22 protein-coding genes are annotated in these 20,291 nt (G+C 63.1%); 13 read left to right on the forward strand and 9 right to left on the reverse strand.

Features of this window, described 5'->3' with window-relative positions:
* Positions 1-66: 66 nt before the first annotated feature.
* The 3 genes from ACWTV1_RS08250 to ACWTV1_RS08260 are packed head-to-tail and all read right to left on the reverse strand — an operon-like array spanning position 67 to position 2,940.
* Positions 67-729, reverse strand: a complete 663-nt coding sequence (locus ACWTV1_RS08250; RefSeq protein ID WP_498504864.1) for an HAD hydrolase-like protein — start codon at positions 727-729, stop codon at positions 67-69.
* 49 nt (positions 730-778) lie between these two features.
* Complete coding sequence (gene nucS, locus ACWTV1_RS08255) at positions 779-1,474, reverse strand: endonuclease NucS (protein WP_100387736.1); 696 nt, start codon at positions 1,472-1,474, stop codon at positions 779-781.
* Positions 1,475-1,521: 47 nt separating this feature from the next.
* Positions 1,522-2,940, reverse strand: coding sequence for an MFS transporter (locus ACWTV1_RS08260; protein WP_498504865.1), 1,419 nt, complete (start codon positions 2,938-2,940; stop codon positions 1,522-1,524).
* Between the two features lie 75 nt (positions 2,941-3,015).
* Here ACWTV1_RS08260 and ACWTV1_RS08265 point away from each other — a divergent pair, with 75 nt between their 5' ends.
* Both ACWTV1_RS08265 and ACWTV1_RS08270 read left to right on the forward strand, forming a co-directional pair.
* A complete protein-coding gene (locus ACWTV1_RS08265; protein WP_498504866.1) occupies positions 3,016-4,983 on the forward strand; it encodes a M13 family metallopeptidase in 1,968 nt (655 codons plus the stop codon).
* On the forward strand, positions 4,977-5,891 hold the full coding sequence (locus ACWTV1_RS08270; RefSeq protein WP_498504867.1) for a serine hydrolase: 915 nt from the start codon (positions 4,977-4,979) through the stop codon (positions 5,889-5,891). The genes ACWTV1_RS08265 and ACWTV1_RS08270 overlap by 7 nt, the downstream gene beginning before the upstream one ends.
* 84 nt (positions 5,892-5,975) lie before the next feature.
* On the opposite strand, the gene ACWTV1_RS08275 is transcribed toward ACWTV1_RS08270, so the two are convergent.
* The 6 genes from ACWTV1_RS08275 to ACWTV1_RS08300 all read right to left on the reverse strand — a co-directional run bounded on the left by ACWTV1_RS08275 (position 5,976) and on the right by ACWTV1_RS08300 (position 10,683).
* Positions 5,976-6,968, reverse strand: coding sequence for a DUF2510 domain-containing protein (locus tag ACWTV1_RS08275; RefSeq protein ID WP_498504868.1), 993 nt, complete (start codon positions 6,966-6,968; stop codon positions 5,976-5,978).
* A gap of 68 nt (positions 6,969-7,036) precedes the next feature.
* Positions 7,037-7,396, reverse strand: a complete 360-nt coding sequence (locus ACWTV1_RS08280; RefSeq protein ID WP_498504869.1) for a hypothetical protein — start codon at positions 7,394-7,396, stop codon at positions 7,037-7,039.
* Between the two features lie 52 nt (positions 7,397-7,448).
* Positions 7,449-7,865 carry a roadblock/LC7 domain-containing protein gene (locus tag ACWTV1_RS08285; protein ID WP_100387729.1) on the reverse strand — a complete coding sequence of 139 codons (417 nt, stop codon included), beginning with the start codon at positions 7,863-7,865 and terminating at the stop codon, positions 7,449-7,451.
* Positions 7,865-8,428, reverse strand: a complete 564-nt coding sequence (locus tag ACWTV1_RS08290) for a GTP-binding protein (protein WP_498504870.1) — start codon at positions 8,426-8,428, stop codon at positions 7,865-7,867. Before ACWTV1_RS08290 ends, ACWTV1_RS08285 begins: the two co-directional genes overlap by 1 nt.
* A 282-nt stretch (positions 8,429-8,710) precedes the next feature.
* On the reverse strand, positions 8,711-9,409 hold the full coding sequence (locus ACWTV1_RS08295) for a GNAT family N-acetyltransferase (protein ID WP_498504871.1): 699 nt from the start codon (positions 9,407-9,409) through the stop codon (positions 8,711-8,713).
* A gap of 38 nt (positions 9,410-9,447) precedes the next feature.
* Positions 9,448-10,683 carry a glutamyl-tRNA reductase gene (locus ACWTV1_RS08300; RefSeq protein WP_498504872.1) on the reverse strand — a complete coding sequence of 412 codons (1,236 nt, stop codon included), beginning with the start codon at positions 10,681-10,683 and terminating at the stop codon, positions 9,448-9,450.
* 17 nt (positions 10,684-10,700) lie between these two features.
* Between ACWTV1_RS08300 and hemE the strand changes: the two genes are divergently transcribed.
* The 11 genes from hemE to ACWTV1_RS08355 all read left to right on the forward strand — a co-directional run bounded on the left by hemE (position 10,701) and on the right by ACWTV1_RS08355 (position 20,287).
* Complete coding sequence (hemE, locus tag ACWTV1_RS08305) at positions 10,701-11,759, forward strand: uroporphyrinogen decarboxylase (protein ID WP_498504873.1); 1,059 nt, start codon at positions 10,701-10,703, stop codon at positions 11,757-11,759.
* Between the two features lie 4 nt (positions 11,760-11,763).
* Positions 11,764-13,077: a protoporphyrinogen/coproporphyrinogen oxidase gene (locus ACWTV1_RS08310; RefSeq protein ID WP_498504874.1), complete on the forward strand. Its 1,314-nt coding sequence runs from the start codon at positions 11,764-11,766 to the stop codon at positions 13,075-13,077.
* A 57-nt stretch (positions 13,078-13,134) separates the two neighbouring features.
* On the forward strand, positions 13,135-13,815 hold the full coding sequence (gene hemQ / locus ACWTV1_RS08315) for a hydrogen peroxide-dependent heme synthase (protein ID WP_498504875.1): 681 nt from the start codon (positions 13,135-13,137) through the stop codon (positions 13,813-13,815).
* Positions 13,812-14,981, forward strand: coding sequence for a ferrochelatase (locus ACWTV1_RS08320; protein ID WP_498504876.1), 1,170 nt, complete (start codon positions 13,812-13,814; stop codon positions 14,979-14,981). The genes hemQ and ACWTV1_RS08320 overlap by 4 nt, the downstream gene beginning before the upstream one ends.
* On the forward strand, positions 14,978-15,892 hold the full coding sequence (hemC, locus tag ACWTV1_RS08325; protein WP_498504877.1) for a hydroxymethylbilane synthase: 915 nt from the start codon (positions 14,978-14,980) through the stop codon (positions 15,890-15,892). Before ACWTV1_RS08320 ends, hemC begins: the two co-directional genes overlap by 4 nt.
* The gene (gene hemB, locus ACWTV1_RS08330; protein ID WP_498504878.1) at positions 15,889-16,884 is read left to right on the forward strand and encodes a porphobilinogen synthase; all 996 of its coding nucleotides are present in this window, start codon (positions 15,889-15,891) and stop codon (positions 16,882-16,884) included. The genes hemC and hemB overlap by 4 nt, the downstream gene beginning before the upstream one ends.
* On the forward strand, positions 16,881-18,266 hold the full coding sequence (gene hemL, locus ACWTV1_RS08335; RefSeq protein ID WP_498504879.1) for a glutamate-1-semialdehyde 2,1-aminomutase: 1,386 nt from the start codon (positions 16,881-16,883) through the stop codon (positions 18,264-18,266). Before hemB ends, hemL begins: the two co-directional genes overlap by 4 nt.
* 175 nt (positions 18,267-18,441) lie before the next feature.
* Positions 18,442-18,816 (forward strand): YtxH domain-containing protein, encoded by a 375-nt coding sequence (locus tag ACWTV1_RS08340; RefSeq protein WP_498504880.1) that lies wholly within the window; start codon positions 18,442-18,444, stop codon positions 18,814-18,816.
* An 8-nt stretch (positions 18,817-18,824) separates the two neighbouring features.
* Positions 18,825-19,253 carry a phage holin family protein gene (locus ACWTV1_RS08345; RefSeq protein ID WP_498504881.1) on the forward strand — a complete coding sequence of 143 codons (429 nt, stop codon included), beginning with the start codon at positions 18,825-18,827 and terminating at the stop codon, positions 19,251-19,253.
* 11 nt (positions 19,254-19,264) lie between these two features.
* The gene (locus ACWTV1_RS08350) at positions 19,265-19,492 is read left to right on the forward strand and encodes a DUF3618 domain-containing protein (RefSeq protein ID WP_498477777.1); all 228 of its coding nucleotides are present in this window, start codon (positions 19,265-19,267) and stop codon (positions 19,490-19,492) included.
* Between the two features lie 42 nt (positions 19,493-19,534).
* Positions 19,535-20,287 carry a uroporphyrinogen-III synthase gene (locus ACWTV1_RS08355; RefSeq protein ID WP_498504882.1) on the forward strand — a complete coding sequence of 251 codons (753 nt, stop codon included), beginning with the start codon at positions 19,535-19,537 and terminating at the stop codon, positions 20,285-20,287.
* Positions 20,288-20,291 lie beyond the last annotated feature (4 nt).

Here is a 20,291-nt window from a genome sequence, read left to right on the forward strand (position 1 = left end):
GGCCGGGAGTTCTTCGTTTCACCGGCCTTTACGTCGGGCCTCCCAGCAGGCTCCAGCTGCCTTCCTCTAACGAGGAAGAAGCAGCGGCAGTAGTTCTTCTGCCTTCGACACGACGGCGAGTGATCCCTCAGATTCGCCGGGGTTGCCATAACCCCAGTCGACATAAATGGTGGGGATGCCGTGCTCGGCCGCGCCCTCGATGTCGTAGTCGCGGTCACCGATCATCACGGGGTTGCTCACGTCAGCACCGATCATCTTCAGGCGGGTGAGGGCTTCAGCAACGACATCCTTCTTCGCGCTGCGAATCTCGTCGATCGAGGCACCGGCCATTACGCGGAAGTACTGCGTGAGGTTCGCATGATCCAGAATCACGGATGCCGGAAACTCGGGCTTCGAGGTCGCCAGCGACAGCGGGATGCCGGTCGCGTGCAGCGTCTTCAGCACCTCGGGCATGCCGGGGAAGATGTCGCTTCCGTTGGCGCTGTTGCCCTCCATGTAGTGGCGGCGGTAAATCGAGAGCGCCTGCGCTGCTTCAACGGGAGTGAACCCGGCGCGGTCGCGGAACGAGTCAACAATGGGCGGGCCCACGTATGCGCGCAGCTCGTCAGCGGAGGGAACGGGGTGGCCCATTTCCTCAAACATGAACGCGAGCGACGCCGTAATTCCGGGCGCCGAGTCAGCGATCGTGCCGTCAAGGTCAACGAGAATGCAAGTCCAATTAGTAGCCATCGCTACCAGCCTAGGGCGTGTGCCTGAACACTAGAACAACGCCCGCGGACTAAAACAATCGCATGTTGGGGTCGTCGAGGCCGCGCATCTCGTCGTAATCCAACAGCACACAGCGGATGCCGCGGTCCTTCGCGAGCGTGCGTGCCTGCGGCTTGATTTCCTGGGCAGCAAAAATGCCCGTGACGGGAGCCAGCAGCGGGTCGCGGTTCATCAGCTCGAGGTAGCGTGTCAACTGCTCCACGCCATCGATATCGCCGCGGCGCTTGAGCTCCACAGCAACGCTTGCACCGTTCTCATCGGTCGCGAGAATGTCGACCGGCCCAATGGCGGTCATGTATTCGCGGCGCACGAGGCGGTAGCCGTCACCGAGAATGTCGATGTGCTCGGCCAGCAACTTCTGCAAGTGAGCCTCAACGCCATCCTTTTGCAGTCCTGGGTCAACGCCCAGTTCGTGGCTGGAGTCGTGCAGGATTTCGTGAATCGAGACGATGAGCATGTCGGCCGACTTGGTGTGGGCGACTTTCCAGATCTCGGTGACTCCGGCATCCGACTGCTCGGCTTCGGGTTCAAGCGTGGAAAGCACGCAGGGCGGGCTCATCCAGTTGAGCGGCTTGTACGAGAGCGCATCGGAGTGCACGAGCACACTGCCGTCGGCCTTCAGCAACAGCAGTCGCGTCGCGAGGGGCAGGTGGGCACTGAGACGTCCGGCGTAATCAACGGAGCATTTGGCTATGACAAGTCGCACCCGATGAGCCTAACGGTGTGCGACAGGTGGTGCTATTTGCTGCCGCGTTATTTGCCGGGGCGCTTGCGCTTGAACTTGCCGAGGCCGCGACGCTCGTTCTCGCGCTGCGCTTCTTCGATCTGCTCGGGCGTGATGACGAAGTGCATTTCGGTGGTGGCCATCGTGACGGCAGCGGATGTCGGGCCCGGCGACGAGAAGTCGACGTACGGGTACGCGTGGCGGCCTGCCAGCTCGCGGGCGTAGGGGGAGAGCAGTCCAGAGATGATCGCGAGAACCACGATCAGCAGCAGCGCGTGCAGCACGCCAACATGGTCGCTGAGAACGCCGATCATCGGCGGCCCGATCAGAGTCGAGGCGTAGGCAATGGTTGCCACAGCGGTGACCCGGGCGGTGGCGCGCTTGGGGTCATCCGCAGCGGCGGAGATGCCGACGGGGAAACCGAGTGCAGCACCAGCACCCCAGAGCGCGGTGCCGATGACGGCGAGCCAGACAGCCGGCGAGAAGATGACGAGCAAGAGCCCAGCAGCCGCAAGACCAGCGGATGCCCGCAGCACGGGAACGCGACCGAAGCGGTCGAGGGCGCGAACGCCAAAGAAGCGAGTTGCCGTCATCGCCGTCACGAAGACACCGAAGATCAGGGTGCCGAAAGCATTAGAGATTTCGTAGCCGTCAACCATGGCGAGAGCGAGCCAGTCGATCGCCGAGCCTTCGGCAAAGGCCATGCCCAGCACGATGATGCCGATCAGGATGGTGCGGGGTTCAAGCCAGACGCTCTTCGGTTTCGGGGCGGTCAGCTCTCCCGCGGCGATCTTCATCTCGACGGTGTTGGGCGGTGGGTCTGCGAGGCGTTCGGGCAGGATGAATGCAGAAACGACGAGCGCGGTGATCAGCACGATCGCCGACACGACCACGAGGTGAGTGGCGAGGGGAACGTGGAGAGCTTCCGCCGCAGCGCCGAATCCCGCTCCGGCCATAGTGCCGAGGCTGTAAAAACCGTGCAGGGTCGGCATGCTCGAGCGGCCGAGAAGCCGTTCGTTCGCCGTGCCTGACAGGTTGATGGCAACGTCGTAGGTGCTGAATGCCAGCCCAAACACGGCGAGAGAAATCACCGCACCGAAGAAGCTGCCGAGCACTCCGATGATGATCGCAGTGGCAGCGAGGGAAGTGACAAACAGCACCACGCAGGCGCGCACGACGATTTTGGCGCCGAACCGCTCGACGAGCTTGCCGGCAACGACGAGCCCGAGCAACGAGCCGATCGCCAGCCCAAACAGCAGGATGCCGATTTCCGAATGGCTGGCATCAAAAGTGTCGCGCACCGTCGGGATGCGGCCCACCCAGCTGGCGAAAGAGAAGCCAGCGAGCGCGAAGAGGGTGGCGATCGCGTTGCGCCACGAAAGCACGTTTCGGTTGGTGAGACCGTGGGGGAGAGAGGGTGGTGTGGCGGCCGAGTCAGAGGCTGTCATCAGTTAAGTGTAGGGCTATCCACCGGTCTGAGATTCGCAGCGTGTGCATAAGAAGAACGCTCTAGGCTGGGGTGCATGAGTGCCGAATCGTCATTGTCATCCGGAATTGCCGTCAACGATCTTGATGAGAAGGTGCGCCCTCAAGACGACCTGTATCGGCACGTCAACGGAGCCTGGATCGACCGCACGGAGATCCCCTCCGACAAGGCTCGCTATGGCTCGTTCATGGTGCTTGCCGAGGAAGCCGAAGAGGCTGTTCGCGACATCATCATCGAGTCGCAATCGGCTGAACCCGGCACTGAAGCGCGCAAGGTAGGCGACCTCTACGCCAGCTTCCTCGACGAAGCTCGCGCCGACGAGCTCGGGGCAACCCCGATCGCCGCACAGCTTGCTGAGGCGGCCGCCGTGGATTCCATCCCGACCCTGCTCAGCACCCTCGGTCGCCTTGAACGCGGGGGCACGAGCGGCTTCTTCCAGCTCTTCGTCGACAACGACCCGGGCAACCCCGAGCGCTACCTCGTCTTCCTCGAGCAGGGCGGCCTCGGCCTTCCCGATGAGTCGTACTACCGCGACGAGAAGTTCGCCGAAATTCTCTCCAAGTACGAAACGTTCATTGAGCGGATGCTCACGCTCGCCGGCCTCGATGCTCCCGCCGAGCGTGCCGCTCGCATCGTCGCTCTCGAAACCGCGATCGCGTCGAAGCACTGGGATAACGTCGCCAACCGCGACAGCGAAAAGACCTACAACCCGATGACGTGGCAGGCTGCCAACGAGCTCACGGGTGCGATCGACTTGAACGTCTGGCTCGACGCCATCGATGTTCCGGCGCACTCCTTCGACGAGGTCGTTGTGCGCCAGCCCAGCTTCGTTGAGGGGCTCGAGGCGATCTTGAGCGACGACCACCTGCAGGCGTGGCGGGACTGGCTGTCGTGGCAGGTCATCCGCAACAATGCTGCGTACCTGTCGGGCGATTTTGTAGAGGCCAACTTCGACTTCTACGGTCGCACCCTTTCGGGCACTCCCCAACTTCGTGCTCGCTGGAAGCGCGGTGTCTCGCTTGTCGAGGGTGTGCTCGGCGAAGCCGTCGGCAAGATTTATGTTGAGCGCCACTTTCCGCCGACCGCCAAGTCGGCCATGGATGTACTCGTCGCTAACCTGGTCGAGGCGTACCGTCAGTCGATCAACGGCCTTGAATGGATGACGCCCACCACGCAGCAGCGTGCGCTGGAGAAGCTTGAGAAGTTCACTCCCAAGATCGGTTTCCCCGTGAAGTGGCGCGACTACTCCACGCTTGAGATCAGTGCGGATGACCTCGCCGGCAACGTGCGTGCCGCCAACGAGTTCGAGTTCCAGCGCGAACTCGGCAAGATCGGCAAAGAGCTCGACCGCGATGAGTGGTTTATGACTCCGCAAACGATCAACGCGTACTACAACCCCGGCTTTAACGAGATCGTGTTCCCCGCAGCCATTCTGCAGTACCCGTTCTTTGACGAGTCGCGGGATGACGCCGCTAACTACGGTGCGATCGGTGCCGTCATTGGCCACGAGATCGGTCACGGCTTTGACGACCAGGGTGCCAAGTACGACGGCGATGGTCGCTTGATTGACTGGTGGACTCCCGAAGACAAGGCCGCATTCGAAGAGCGCACGAAGTCGCTGATCGACCAGTACAACGCTCTCGCGCCGGCTCAGGTTCCTGAGCACCACGTGAACGGTTCGCTCACGATCGGCGAGAACATCGGCGACCTCGGTGGTCTCATGATCGCGTGGAAGGCTTACCAAATCTCACTCGATGGAGCCGAAGCGCCCGTTATCGACGGCCTCACTGGTGCGCAGCGATTCTTCATGTCGTGGGCACAGTCCTGGCAGCAGAAGGGGCGCGACGAAGAGGTCATTCGACTGCTCGCGATCGACCCGCACTCGCCGAACGAATTCCGATGCAACCAAATTGTTCGCAATATCGATGCGTTCTATGAGACATTTGATGTGACGAAATCAGACTCGTTGTGGCTGGACCCGAAAGATCGCGTCACTATTTGGTAGAGATCGAGCAAACCCGAGAACGCCGGAGTCGAATTCGCACCCCCCGAGTTGCGAAACACGCCGGAGCTGGAGAAGAGCCCAACTTCACCAGCACCTTTGCCGCGCTTGGAAAACTGCGGCTCGCTGATCGCAGCATGCGCGTTTCTGCCAGCGCCGTCGACATCAACAGCGGTCGCACCGTGCTCAGCATCGACGATCGCGTCGCGTTACCCACGGCCAGCATCGGCAAGATTCTGCTGCTGATCGAGGTTTCTGCCCGCTTCGAAGACAGCGATTTCGCGCCCTACGGCATCCTCGACAAGGTCCCCGGAGCATCCGTGGGTGCCGCCGGTCTGTGGCAACACTTGCAGGCACCATCCTTGCCTGTTGCCGACCTTGCTGCCCTGGTAGGTGCAACGAGCGACAACCTGGCAACGAACATCCTGCTTCGCCTGATCGGGTTGGATGCCGTGCGAGCTCGCACCGAATCCCTCGGCCTGACCAAGACGGCACTGCTCGACCTCGTGCGCGATACCCGCGGCCCCGACGATGCCCCACAGCTTTCTGTCGGATCCGCCGTGGAACTCAGCTGGTTGTTCGGCGCCCTTGCGCGCGGCGAAATCGTGAACTCCATTGCGAGTCAACGCGTGCTCGGCTGGCTCTCGCTCAACACCGACTTGTCACTCGTCTCGAGCGCGTTCGGGCTTGATCCCTTGGCTCATCGTGGTGCCGACCACAACACTCTGCTGGTGAACAAGACCGGCATCGACCTAGGCGTGCGAGCGGAAGCCGGAGCGTTGCGAGGCAACAAGCGTGCGGTGGCCTACGCGGCATCCATCCAATTTGAGGACAAGAGCATGTACGCGCGTCTGCAAGTGATCGAAGCGCTGCGCACATTCGGGCTCGACCTTATGGAGTACGTTCACTAGGTCCGTGCCCTCGGTAAGCGCTCGAAGTGAGAACGCTGTGACTGCCCGCACGACTGCCGTGTGAGCCGGCGGTAATGCCGTGCCTTAGCGGCTGAAGCGGGCCTTCAGACGGGAGAAAATTCCCTCTTTCGCGGGCTCGGCTGCTACGGGCTGACGTGCCTCGTCTGAGATGGTGTCTACCGTGTGGGTCAACAAACCCATCAGCTCGAACGTGGAGATGAGGCGGCGGGCCTCATCAACATCGACCTTGGCCAACGAGGCCAATTCGGTGACGGTGAGGTACGCGGCACCGAGCATGGCTGTCATACCCATTTGCTCTGTCGTATGGCTCAGCGTCGTGAGGTTGGGCCAGCGGCGCAGCTTGAAGCGCGCGCCCGAAAGGCTCAGGGGATCGAAAGAGTCGGGTTGGGCGTGTGTTCCGATGAGCCACACGAGGGGCTCCCAGTCGCGGCCGGCCTCATCCTGATGAATGCCGAGCGGACGGGCGACAGTCTCGACGTCGCCGTCGGCGGATGCTGTCGCAAGGTTGTCGAGAGAGTCTGCCCACCAGTAAGCGCAGCCGCGCGGATCGATGACCAACGTGGGGGCATCAGCGAAGCGCAGCTCAACGAGCGGCTCGGTGGGTGAGTTGACCGCGTCGGTGATGGCACGGTTGAGCTTGTTCCAGGTCCCCACGGTTAGGGCGATGTCAGAGAATCCCGATTTACGAGGTTCCTCGGCGGCGGCGGCCGCCGCGGCTGCAGCTTTGATACTGGCGCGGGTGGGTTCCTCGATAACGGTGCCGCTGTCATCCGAGGTCGTGTTGCCTACCGCAGCCGAAGCTGACGTGCCGACGCCCGCGTTGCGCGTGCTGCGCTTGCTCGACGAGGGGTGAATGATCATGACTTCGGGCTCGCGCGCAGTCGACGCGGTAGCGAAAGAATTGGTCGTGCCGTTCACCGATGAAGTGGGTGGCTGAGGTGAGCTATCGAGTTGCGCGATGTGCTCAGTCCACGACTGTGCATTCCACCAACGGAGGTGTTCGCCACCCAGAGGGTCGCGGTACCACCCTGCGGGAACGTCAGTGCCGTCGGTCATAGTGAATCTTTCTGGGTGGTGAGCCCACTGTGGCGGTCACACTCAGTGACCGCCACAGTTGAAGTTATTTAGAGGCTCAAGCTCGTGTCTGCGGTCTTGGCGTTGATGCGAGCAAGCGCGAGGTTCGACTTCGCCTTGTCGAGTACGAAGTAGATGAAGACCTCGGGGTTCGAGGTCAGCGGGCGAATGATGTGGTACTGGCTCGACAGCGTGATGAGGATGTCATCGATTGAGTCGCTGAGGCCCAGTGCCTTCATGGTCTTGAGCTTGGCGCGCACTACCTCGGTGTTACCGGCTGCTGCTGCGTCGAGGTCGATGCCGCTTCCAGCGTTTCCGAGGAGCATGCCCGAGCCACTGTCGACAACGGCGGCTGCCATAGCGCCATCGGTGTCGAGAAGAGCGGTGAGGGTTTCGGTGATGTTTGACATTGTGTTCTCCGTTTATGGTGTCGGGTTTGGTGTTACTTCTAGTGGTGCGTGGTTACGCGATGAGCTCGGCCATGCGTCGCGCGGCGATGCGCGCGATCGAAAGGCCCTTGCCCAAAGTTTCGTGAGTGTCGAATAGCGCGGCGATCACGATGGGATGACCCTGAACGCGCAGCTGGATGACGTGGCCGAGTTCAGACGCGATGATCACGTATTCGTTCGTGCCGATTTTCAGTTCGTGGGCGACAGCGTCGCTGAGGGCCTGCACCGAGCTGGACATACTGGCGAAGCGACCGCCGTCGGTGTGGGCGCCGTTGAGGTGCACAATTTCGAAGCCGTCGTCGGTGAGCATGGCGGCGAAGGTGAGCGAGCTCGCGAGGTCTTGCATTTCAGCAAGGGTGCGGTTGCCGGCGTCGATGTGCACAGGGTTGAGGTGCGAAGGAACGGTTGCGGGCGCAAGTGGCTGGTTCATTAGATCTTTTCCGGTGCGGGTGCGAGGAGTTCACGCATTTCGACGCTGGCAATCAGGCTCAAGAGCAGCGTGCGCATTTCTTCAGCGTTGCGGGGGTCGACGGTGAACACGGGAATCAGTTGTTCGGGAACGGCAGCGGTGAGCGCGGCCGAATACTCGGCGACTGTCGGAGTGGAGGCAACATCAGACTTAGTGACGCCGATGATGACGGCTCCGCGTTCGTGAAGCTCACGGAAGTCGCTGAGGTACTCAATGAGCAGGTTGACGGAGTCGGGCGCATCGTTGTTGATCAGCAGCAGTAGACCACGTGCACGGCCAGCCAAAATTGACCACATGAAGTCGAAACGTTTCTGCCCCGGAACTCCGTAGAGTCGCACCTTCGTGACATCGTCGAGCGTGATCTCGCCGTAGTCGAGAGCCACGGTAGTGGTCTCTTTATCTGCGGTGGCGCGATCAGTGTTGGTAGCCTCGGTAGACACCACGTCGATCTCGCTCAGACTGCGAATTGCGGTCGTCTTGCCGGAGCCCATCGGGCCGGCGAACAAAACGACATGCTCAGACATAGATCCACTTCGGTTGGTTAAGGTGCGGAGAGAAGCGCCAGAAATGATGCGCTCAGATAGCGGCGGTACGAGTCGGGTTGTGCCGCGCTGTATTCAGACTCTTTTGTGGCTAGGACCTGCGCGAGTCCCCACTCAGGGGGACATGTTGACACGACCCCCGGAAAACTGCACCAGAACGTTCTGTCTGTCCCCGTAAATGGGTGTAAGTTTTTCTCGCAAAAACGCGACGTTCTCAGGCGACTTTATGGGGAGTTGTGAGGCTCCGGGCCGGGCTGTTCCTGTTTAGCGGCGTGAGCGCAAGGCCCATTCGCGAGCCAGAATTGCGTAACTGTAGGTGTCTTCCCAGGCGCCGCGGAACCACAGGTCTTCCACAAAGTGAGCCTCTCGCCGCATGCCCAGGGCCTCGCACAACCGGATGGAGTCGCCGTTGCGCGGGTCGAGAAGCGCGGTCACTCGGTGCAGCTCCATCTCGTCGAAAGCAACATCGAGGAGCGCGGATGCTGCCTCCCGGGCATAGCCCTTGCCCTGAAAATTCGGATGCAGGGCCCAGCCGAATTCTGCGGTGGACTGCTCGGCGTTGGTGAGCTTGAAATACAGCGTGCCGATCATCACGGTGCGGCGCTCTGGGGGCGGTTCGGTCGCGGCTCCGGGAGAAGCGGAGGCTGAGGTAGTGGTGGCGGCTGCAGAGCCGTTGGCATCAGTGACGGCCGTGCTTTCCACGGCCGTCGGAGGCACGGCATCCGGCAGGTCGATGGCCAGCTGCAGGTAGTCGTTGGTGGCGGCGAGAACTTCGTTGCCGGTCCACTCCTGAATCTTCTCGATGATGGTCGCGCGGTCGCGGGGGTCGTACAGCATGTACGTCGTGAGCTCAGGGTTCGACTGTTGAGCGTGCAGATCATCGATGTCGTTATCGCTCAGAGTGAGGCGACGCAGCACGAGACGTTCGGTGTCGATCGGAGCGAGCGAGTCATACGGTTTCATCGGAGACCCTCGTCGTTGTGGGTAGTGATGGGAGGCGGTTAGGCCGAGTGTGGTCGAGCGCGAGCATCCGCCGACTTGGTCGAACGCTCTACCGGGATGTTGTACAGCGCTGAGAGCGCAGCATCGAACTCCGCGACGCGGCCTTCAGCCGCAAACTCGCGAGCACGCACTGACGGGCCGTGCAGCAGCACTCCGCCGAGGTGGCGCAGCGCGGAGATGGTTTCGTCGCCGGCTCCGCGGGCGGTGGCGCGAGCAATCTCCGCCTCAAGGAGAGCGAAGTGGTGCTTGCGAAGCGCAACGATGGCTGGCTCCGCCTGGCTTTCGGCAGCGAATTCGTGGGCGGCCGTGCGAACCAGGTCGCGAGCATCCGCATGCGCATTCAGTTCTTCGAGTGGTGCGTGCAGGCTGATGGTTTCGAGGTCGAGCAGGTCAACGCCGTCGAGCTGGCCCACGGCGGGGTCAACGTTGCGGGGGAGGCCGAGGTCGAGCACGAGGCACTTGCTGGCGGCCGAGAATCGTTCGGTGCCGAGAACGGCGCTCGCGGTACACGTGACAATGACGTCAACGTCGAAGTCTTCGCTGGGGGTGAGGCCGTGCTTGAGGGCGAACGCAGCGTCGCGGCCCGATGGTGAGAAGACGCGCAGATCGAGGGCACCCTTGTCGCGCAGCGCGTTGACGGTGGTGACGGCGTAGCGGCCCGTGCCCACGACAAGAACGCTCGCGGTCGACCAGTCGGCAACGCGGCTTGAGGCCAGTTCGAGCGCAAGGCGCACGAGGGACTTGCCTGCCCCGCCGATGGCGGTGTTGTTCTTGATGCCGCGACTCGTGTGCGTTGCGCGCTGAAAGAGGCGCTCGAGGTCGCGGGTAGTGGTTCCATCCTTGCGAGCCTGATCGAGAGCTCGGCTGACTTGGCCAGAGATTTCAGCTTCACCGATCACGACGGACTCAAGACCCGAGGTCACCGCAAAGAGGTGAGCTGCGGCATCCGCACCCTCATGAATGGCGATGGACGAATGGAGAGTGTCGACGCTGAGGCCGGTGCGCTCACTCAGCGATTCGAGCAGCGAACACACGGTGATGGCCGAGCCAGCGGTGAGGGGTTCTTCGACGTCGAGGTAGGCCTCGAAGCGGTTGCAGGTGGCAACGAGAACGGCTCCGGCAACGAAATCGTTGGTCGAAACGAGGTCGTTAGTGGCCGCAGCGGCGACCTCAGACAGACTTTCGAGTACGTCTAAGCTCGCGTTGCGATGATTCGAGCTAAGACACAGGAGCACAACCTAATGTTAACCCCGTGACTTTGAACTCTGACCATCCTCTTCTCGACGGCCGCACAGCTAACTCGCCTATCATCCGGGCCTACCGCGGTGATCGCCCTGAAACCACCCCCGTCTGGTTTATGCGCCAAGCCGGCCGCTCGCTTCCCGAGTACCGCAAATTGCGTGAAGGCAACGAGATGCTGGAGGCGTGCCTCACGCCCGACCTCGCGAGCGAGATCACGATGCAGCCCGTGCGTCGCCACAACGTCGACGCCGCCATCTTCTTTAGCGACATCGTGATTCCGGCCAAGCTCGCCGGAGTTGAGGTAGAGATCGTTCCTGGCCGCGGCCCGGTTTTCGCGAACCCCGTGCGCACAGCGGCGGATGTCGCCAAGCTGCACCCCATCGACCCTGCGGCATTCGCGCCCATCCGTGAAGCTGTCGCGCAAACCGTTGCCCAGTTGGGCACGACTCCGCTCATTGGTTTCGCTGGAGCCCCCTTCACCCTCGCGTCGTACATGGTCGAGGGCGGGCCGAGTAAGGACCAGCAGCGTGCTCGCACGCTCATGTACTCCGACCCGCAGACCTGGGCCACGCTGCTCAACTGGTGCGCCGATATCGCAGGCGAATTCTTGAAGGCCCAGATCGAAGCGGGCGCTTCGGCAGCTCAGCTCTTCGACTCGTGGGTCGGTTCGCTTTCAGAGCAGCAGTACGTGCGCCGGGTTGCTCCGCACTCCAAGCGCGCGCTCTCGCACTTGCGCGGCTACGACGTACCCAAAGTTCACTTCGGTGTCGGCAGCGGCGAAGTGCTGCAGGCCATGCACTCGATCGGCGCCGACGTCATGGGCGTCGACTGGCGTATCCCGCTCGACGAGGCCGACCGTCGCCTCGGCGGCGGCGTTCCGCTGCAGGGCAACATTGACCCCGCTCTTCTTGGCGCCCCGTGGCATGTGCTCGAAGCACACGTGCGCGACGTCATGAGCCGCGGCCGCGTTGCTCCCTCGCACGTCGTAAACCTTGGCCACGGAGTTGGCCCCGACACCGATCCGGATGTGCTCACCAAGATCGTGGAGCTCGTTCACCAGAAAGGTTAGTGCCGTGAGCACGACAGAATTCACCGTCGTTGGCGGCGGCATCGCCGGACTCGTTGTGGCGCGCCGCCTCGCCATGGCGGGGCGAACCGTGCGTCTCATCGAGGCGAGCGATCATCTCGGCGGCACCGTGGCATCCCACCTTGTTGGCGGCCTCAATCTGGATGCCGGAGCCGAAAGCTTCGCCACCCGCGGCAATACTGTTGCCGACCTCGCTCGCGAGCTGGGCCTGGGCGATGACATTATGTCTCCGGGTGACGAGGGTGCGTGGCTGCAGCCCGTGGATGGCCCGGCCCTGCCGTTGCCCGCCACCGGTATTCTCGGCATCCCGGCGACGCCGCTCGACAAAGACACCATCGCGGTAATTGGCCTGGGCGGCGCTTTTCGCGCTCAACTCGATTCGCTGATTCCGTGGTTTGGCAAGCGCACTGACGTTTCTCTTGGCGCGCTCGTGCGTCGCCGCATGGGTAAGGCCGTCGTGGAGAAGCTCGTCGCTCCCGTCGTGCACGGCGTGTACTCGCTGCACCCCAACGACTTGCCGCTCGAGCGGGTCGCCACCCTCAAGGAGCGCCTCGCCCTGCACGGTTCGCTGGCGGCAGCGGTGCGCTCGATGCGCCACGCGATGCCGGCCGGAACAGCGGTTCAGGGCATCCGGGGTGGCATCAACCGCTTGGTTACCGAGCTCGCGGCCGACCTCACGACGTACGGCGTCATTGTTGAGTTCGAGCGCCGCATCGAGAGTGTTGAGGCGCTCGCCGATCTCGACGGCACGGTGATCGTGGCTGCTCCCGGCATCCTCGCGCCGGTTCGTGGTCGCACGGTCACGCTCGCGACTCTTGTGCTCGCTGCGCCGGAGTTGGATGCCGAACCCCGCGGCTCGGGAGTGCTCGTTGCGCCCGGCTGCACGAAGGTTTCTGCTCGCGCGCTCACGCACGCCACGGCGAAGTGGCAGTGGCTCAAGGAGCAGGCAGAGGGCCGTCACGTCGTGCGCCTTTCGTACAACGAAGTGCCCGCCGGTGACTTTGCCGAGGTTGCTCGCCGCGATGCCGAAGTTCTCTTGGGTGTCTCGCTTCCCGCCGAGGCCGTCGTTGATTTCGCTCGTCGCGAGTGGACTCGCCCCGCACCGCTGGCCCCCGCTGAACGCGCGGATGGTGTGGTGGTTGTCGGCGAAACGGTCGGAGGCACCGGGCTGGCCGGCATCGTTACGCACGCGAACGCTGCGGCGGATCGGCTTCTGGCGCTCGCGGCCGATGGCCCCGCTGATGACGAGGATGCCGCGACCGGCGACGAGCCGAACGAGGCAGCCAAAGAGGTAAGCTAGTTAGGTTCGCCTAACTCACAGGTATTCTCCCAGTTTGCCCAGAAGGCAGGGGAGAGAATGGAAGACATGACTGACGTCGAGAAGCCCGCCGAAGTTTTGGGATACACCCTGTGGGCGGTGTTCCGTCGCGATCCGCACCGTCCCGCTGCTGCCGGCGATCTCGCTCCCGCCGTTGCTGCGGTCGAAGCCCGTGGAGTCAGCGTTCGTGGCTTCTACGATGTGTCGGGAATGCGTGCCGATGCCGACCTCATGATCTGGCTGCACGGCAACAATCCCGAAGACATCCAGTGGGCCCTGCGTGAACTGCGCCGCAGCGAGCCGCTCGCCTCCATGCTTCCCACGTGGAACGCCATGGGCGTGCACCGCGACGCCGAGTTCTCGAAGAGCCACATGCCCGCGTTCATGCGCGGCAAGGAGCCCGAAGCGTGGCTCACCATTTACCCCTTTGTGCGCAGCTACGAGTGGTACTTGCTGCCCGACGCCGAGCGCAGCAAGATGTTGCGCGACCACGGCATCAAGGGGTCCGAGATGCCGCAGGTTCTCGCCAACACCGTCGCCAGCTTCGCGCTCGGTGACTACGAGTGGATGCTCGCGCTCGAAGCCCCCGAACTCGTTGACCTTGTCGACCTGATGCGCCACCTGCGTCAAACGGATGCCCGCATGCACGTGCGCGAAGAGGTGCCGTTCTACACGGGCCGACGCATCACGCTCGACGAGATTGCCGAGGTGCTGTCGTGACTCGCATTCTGGGAGCGACGGATGCCGCAGCATCCGGCCCCGAACACGTGGAAGAAGCGGTGGCTTACGACGCGATTCTGCTCGCCAGCTTCGGCGGACCCGAGGGCCAAGACGATGTCATCCCGTTCTTGCGCAACGTCACGCGCGGCCGCGGCATCCCCGAAGAACGTCTCGAAGAGGTCGCGCACCACTACCGCGCCTTCGGTGGCGTCAGCCCCATCAACGACCAGAACCGCGAGCTGAAGGCCGCCCTCGAAGCAGAGCTTGCTCGCCGCGGTATCGACCTGCCGGTGCTGTGGGGAAACCGTAACTGGAACCCCTACTTGAGCGATGCGCTCACCGAGGCCAACGAACACGGCTACAAGAAGCTCATCGCCGTCGGCACGAGTGCGTACAGCTCGTACTCCAGCTGCCGCCAGTACCGCGAAGATTACGCGATCGCGCTCGAGCAGACCGGTCTCGAAGGCACGATTCAGATCGACAAGGTTCGCCAGTTCTTCGATCACCCCGGTTTCGTTCAGCCGTTCATCGACGGTGTTCGCGACGGCCTCGCGAAGGTTGCTGCTCAGGGCATCGCTCCCGAGAAGACGCACGTACTTTTCGCCACTCACTCCATCCCCTCGACGGATGCCGCCAAGAGCGGCCCCGAGTCGCGTGGCTTTGGCGACGGTGGCGCGTACGCCGCGCAGCACCTCGCGGTCTCCGAAGTTGTCATGGCCGCGCAGGCTGTCGATTTGCCCGAGGCTCCGCTTCCGGCCCACAGCCTCGTGTACCAGTCGCGCAGTGGCCCGCCCTCGATGCCGTGGCTCGAGCCCGACATCAATGATGCGATTGACGCGCTCGCCGCCGATGGCATCGAAGCGGTCGTTATCGTTCCGGTCGGCTTCATCTCCGACCACATGGAAGTGAAGTGGGATCTCGACACGGAGGCGCTCGAAACGGCGGGAGGGCACAACATGTTTGCCGTCCGCGTTCCGACGCCTGGCGTGCATCCGGCGTTCGTCACGGGTCTTGTTGACCTCGTGTTGGAGCGTCGGGACGGAGTGCCGGTGGCAGATCGCCCTGCACTGACCAAGCTCGGCCCCTGGTACGACGTGTGTCGTCCCGGGTGCTGTGAGAATGTGCGGCTCGGCTTTAAACCGGCAGCCGCGGGGGTAGCACCGTGACCGTCATCCGAATTGGCACGCGAGGAAGCACTCTCGCGATGGCGCAGACCACCACGGTGGCTCGCCAGCTCGAAAGCAAGACCGGCGTCGAGACGGAGATCATCCCGATCTCCACTCAGGGCGACCGCTCAACCGAGTCGCTCTCCACGATCGGCGGCCAGGGTGTGTTCGCGAACGCGCTTCGCGAAGCGCTGCTCGCCGGTGAGTGCGACGTTGTCGTTCACTCGTTGAAAGACTTGCCGACCGCCACTGTGCCCGGCCTCACGATTGCGGCGGTGCCCAAGCGCGCCGACGAGCGTGACGTGCTGTGTGCTCGCGATGAGCTCACCCTCGACACTCTTCCGGCTGGCGCTCGCGTCGGCACCGGTTCGCCGCGTCGCCAAGCGCAGCTGCGTTCGCGTCGCCCCGACCTTGAAGTTGTCGACATTCGCGGCAACATTGATTCGCGTCTCGACAAGGTGACTAACGGTGAGTTGGATGCCGTCATCCTCGCCGCCGCTGGCCTCGCCCGCGCTGGTCGTGCGGCCGCCATCACCGAGTACCTCGGCATTTCGGGCTGGCCCACCGCTCCCGGTCAGGGTGCTCTAGCCATCGAGGTTCGCGACGGTGACGAGAAGCTCGTCAAGGTGCTCGACCACAAGCCCAGCCGCACCAAGACTGAGGCCGAACGCTACGTTCTGGCCCTTCTTGACGCCGGATGCTCGGCTCCCCTCGGGGCGCACGCCGTGATCGACGACGGCCTCCTGTTCTTGGATGCCCGGGTCTATGCCCTCGATGGCTCGCGCTACCTCACCAGCTCCCACGCGCTGTACGTCAACGATGTCGAAGACCCGGCGCGCGAGGCAGCACAGCGGGTCGCCGACGAACTTCTCTCGCAGGGTGCCGGGGATCTCACGGGAGCGCGGGCGTGATCATCCGCCCCCGCCGTTTGCGGTCGAGCCCGGCGATGCGTCGCCTGGTCGCCGAAAACCGCACTCACCCGGGCCAGCTCATCTTGCCGATGTTCGTACGCGAGGGTCTGAGCGAACCGGTGCCGATTAGTTCAATGCCGGGCGTGCAGCAGCATTCTCTCGATTCGATGCGCCGCGCGATTGCCGAGGCTGCCGAGTTGGGCGTCGGTGGCATCATGCTGTTCGGTGTTCCTGAGCACAAGGATGCCGAGGGCTCGGGGGCGATTGACCCGAACGGAATCCTCAACGTCGCTACGCGCGCGGCGGTCGCCGAGGCCGGTGACGCCCTCGTGGTGCAGACCGATCTCTGCCTCGACGAATTCACCGATCACGGCCACTGCGGTGTGCTGCGCGAGCGCACTCACCCCGTCACCGGCGCGACCGAGCTTGTCGTCGACAACGACGCCTCGCTCGAGCGCTACCGCGAGATGGGTCTGGCTCAGGCCGAAGCCGGCTCGCAACTGCTGGGCCTCAGCGGCATGATGGACGGCCAAGTTGCCGAAGTGCGCGACGCGCTCGACACCGCCGGCCACACCGACACCCCCTTGCTCGGTTACGCCGCCAAGTACGCCTCCGCTTTCTACGGCCCGTTCCGTGAAGCCGTGCAGTCCTCGCTTGAGGGCGATCGCCGCGCGTACCAACAGAACCCGGCCAACCGCCGCGAAGGCATCCGCGAAGTCGAACTCGACATCGACGAAGGCGCCGACGTCGTGATGGTCAAGCCCGCGATGAGCTTCCTCGATGTGCTGGCCGACGCCAGCGCCGTCAGCAGCGTGCCGGTGTGGGCGTATCAAGTCTCCGGCGAATACGCGATGATCGAGGCCGCCGCAGCGAACGGCTGGATCGACCGCCGCCGCGCTATCGAAGAATCAGTGCTCAGCATCCAGAGGGCAGGCGCCGAAGCGGTGCTCACCTACTACGCAACAGAACTTGCAGAATGGCTACGCCGATGAGCGACACCACGTCCGACACCACGCCCGCCCCCGCCACCAACCAGCAGTCGTTCGACCGCGCTCGCGGCGTGCTGCCGGGCGGTGTGAACTCGCCCGTGCGTGCCTTCGGTTCCGTCGGCGGAACGCCCCGTTTCTATGTGAAGGCCTCCGGCTCGTACGTGACGGATGTTGAGGGTCGGTCGTACATCGACCTCGTCAACTCCTGGGGCCCTGCCATCCTGGGCCACGCTCATCCCGAAGTGATCGACGCCGTTCAGCAGGCAGCGTCGCGCGGCCTCGGCTTTGGAGCATCCACTCCCGCCGAGACCGAGCTCGCCGAACTCGTGCGTGCGCGCATCAGCGTCGGGGGAGTGAGCCCGATCGAGCGCTTGCGCCTCGTTTCCACCGGCACCGAAGCGACCATGACGGCCATCCGTCTTGCTCGCGGTGCCACCGGTCGCCGCCTGCTCGTAAAGTTCGCCGGTCACTACCACGGTCACTCCGACGGGCTCCTGGCTGAAGCCGGCTCTGGTCTTGCCACGCTCTCGATGCCCGGCTCTGCCGGAGTCACCGCCGAGACCGCAGCTCAAACGCTCGTGATCGAGTACAACAACGTTGCTGCCCTCGAGCAGGTCTTCGCCGAACACGGCCACGACATTGCCGGCGTCATCTTTGAGGCAGCAGCCGCGAACATGGGTGTTCTCGCCCCGCAGCCCGGCTTCAATGAGACCATCGTGCGCATCGCCCACGAGCACGGCGCCCTCGCCATCAGCGACGAAGTTCTCACCGGCTTCCGTGTCGACCCCTCCGGCTACTGGGGCTTGGATGCTCGTGCCGCGGCGGTCGCGAACCCCGACGCCCCGGAGGCGCGCTGGGTTCCCGACCTCTTCACCTTTGGCAAGGTCATTGGTGGCGGGATGCCGCTGGCCGCCTTGGGGGGTTCGGCTCGCATCATGGAGTTGCTGGCTCCTCTCGGCCCCGTCTACCAAGCAGGCACCCTGAGCGGAAACCCTGTCGCCGTCGCTGCGGGCCTCGCTACGCTGCGGCTCGCTGATGACGCCGTGTATTCACGGCTCAACCAGGTTGCCGAAACGCTCTCGACCGAAACCTCTGCCGCACTCTCCGCCGAGGGTGTTGAGCACATCGTGCAGCACGCGGGCAACCTGTTCTCGTTCGTGTTCAGTGGCACCGAGCCCCTGAACTTCGCTGACGTAAAGGCGCAGCAGGGCTACCGTTACGCGCCCTTCTTCCATTCGATGCTGGAGTCCGGCGTCTCGTTGCCTCCGAGTGTGTTCGAGGCGTGGTTCGTTTCGGCAGCCCACGACGATGGCGTGGTTTCGAAGATTGTCGAAGCACTGCCCGCCGCCGCGAAGGCTGCTGCCGCAGCATCCGCCCCGGAGTAGAACAACGCGCAGCAACAGAACTGCAAACTCTGTGTGAGTTCTGGCGTTAGGGCTATGCCTATCTGAGAATATGCTCCAAACTGGCTACCTGCGATACCAGAAAACCCTGACCACGGGCTGCAGCTATCGCGAGTATGTTGGAATAACCAACCACCAACAAGAAACGGAGTTCACCATGAAGGGCAAGATCCTCCTAGTAGTAGGACTCGGCATCGGCTACGTGCTGGGCACCCGCGCTGGCCGCGACAAGTACGAAAAGATCAAAGCCACCGCTAACAAGCTGTGGAACGATCCCCGCATTGCGGAGCAGCGCCACAACGCTGAAGACTTTGTAAAAGACAAGGCCCCGGATGTCGCGGAATTCCTCGCAGACGGCGCCAAGAAGGTTGTTAAGCAGGTTGCGAGCAGCAAGAGCAACAGCAGCAACTCTTCTTCAAGCACCACCGCGTCGAAGCCGTCGACGTCCTCGAGCAGCTCCTCCAAGAAGAAGCCTGCCGCCAAGAAGTCTTCGTCATCGGCATCAACGACGAAGTCCACTAACTCGAAGTAGGGGCTGCCATGAACGGTGACACACCGAAGTCAGACCCGCAGCGCGAGCCCAAGCGTTCGCTCGCTGCACTCATCGCTGACGTTCCCCGCCTCCTAGGCGAGCTCGTTCGCGGTGAAATCGAATCGCTCAAGAGCGAGATGGTGGGCAAGCTCAAGAATGCCGGCATCGGCATTGGGCTGTTTGCGGGAGCTGCGTTCTTCGCACTTTTCGCACTCATGGTGCTCATCGCTGCAGCAGTGCTTGGCTTTGCTGAAGTAGTTCCGGCGTGGGCGGCAGCGCTCATTGTTGCCGGCATTCTGCTGGTCATCGTGGCAATTCTGGTTCTGGTGGGCGTCGCGCTCGTCAAAAAGGGAACGCCGCCAGCGCCGACCGACACCATCGAAAGTATTAAGAGCGACGTTCGTGCCATCAAAGGCACCCGAAAGCCGAGGTCATAATGTCTGAAGATATGAGCATCAAAACCAACGACAAGCTCGAACAGGCTCGCGAAGAGCTCGAAGCAACGCTCGACGCGATCGAAGATAAGTTCAACGTCGGCAAGCGCGTTGACGAGGTCGCAACCCGCGTTCGCAGCTCGTACGAGACCAATCCGCTCCCGTGGATTATCGGCGCTGCAGCAGCCGCAGTCTCGGTTGTTGCCGTAGTTGCCTGGGCGATTCTGAGCGACGACGACTAGCTCGATTAGCGTCTTACTCCCCAACAGGGGGAGTATAGGAACATGGCAAGCAAAGCACTCGATGGTTTGCGCGTGCTCGTTCCACGCGGAGGCAATTGGGGCGACAGCGTCGCAGCGTTGCTGAGGGACCACTCAGCAATTCCCGTTATCGCACCCCTAATAAACTTCGCACCCTCAGAGAACGTTTCCGCGCTCGCGAACGCGTTCCACGAACTCAATGATGGACAGTTCGATTGGGTCGCCGTCACGAGCGCGACCACCGTCGATGTCCTGATGGCGAGCGGCGTAAAGATCCCCGAGAACACGAAGATCGCGGCCGTGGGCGAGACGACGGCTAGTGCCTTGACTCTTGCCGGGCATCGCGTCGACTTCGTGCCGGAGCTTGATAACTCCGGCCGCGGCCTGGTCAAGGAATGGCCGGATGCCGGCCCCGGCTTGCGAGTGCTCGCACCCCAGTCGAGCCTGGCTGACACCACGCTGGTCGATGGCTTGGGTGCTCTCGGGCATGAGGTCGTTGCCGTCTCGGCGTACCGCACCGTCGGTATCCCCGTGGCAGACAAGGTGCGGGAGGACGTTTCATCCGGTCGCATCTCAGCGATCTTGGTGAGTTCCGGTTCAGTCGCCCGTCAGGTCGCCGAACAGTTGGCGCCGTTGCCCGACGACACGATTGTGGCCTGCATCGGGCCGCGCACCGCTTTTGATGCTCGGGATGCCGGACTCACGGTTCACGTGATTGCCGAAGACCGCTCGAGCCAGTCGCTCGTCGATACCCTCGCGGAGTACCTCGACCGCTAGCGGA

The organism is Salinibacterium sp. VpJ6 (assembly GCF_059767345.1).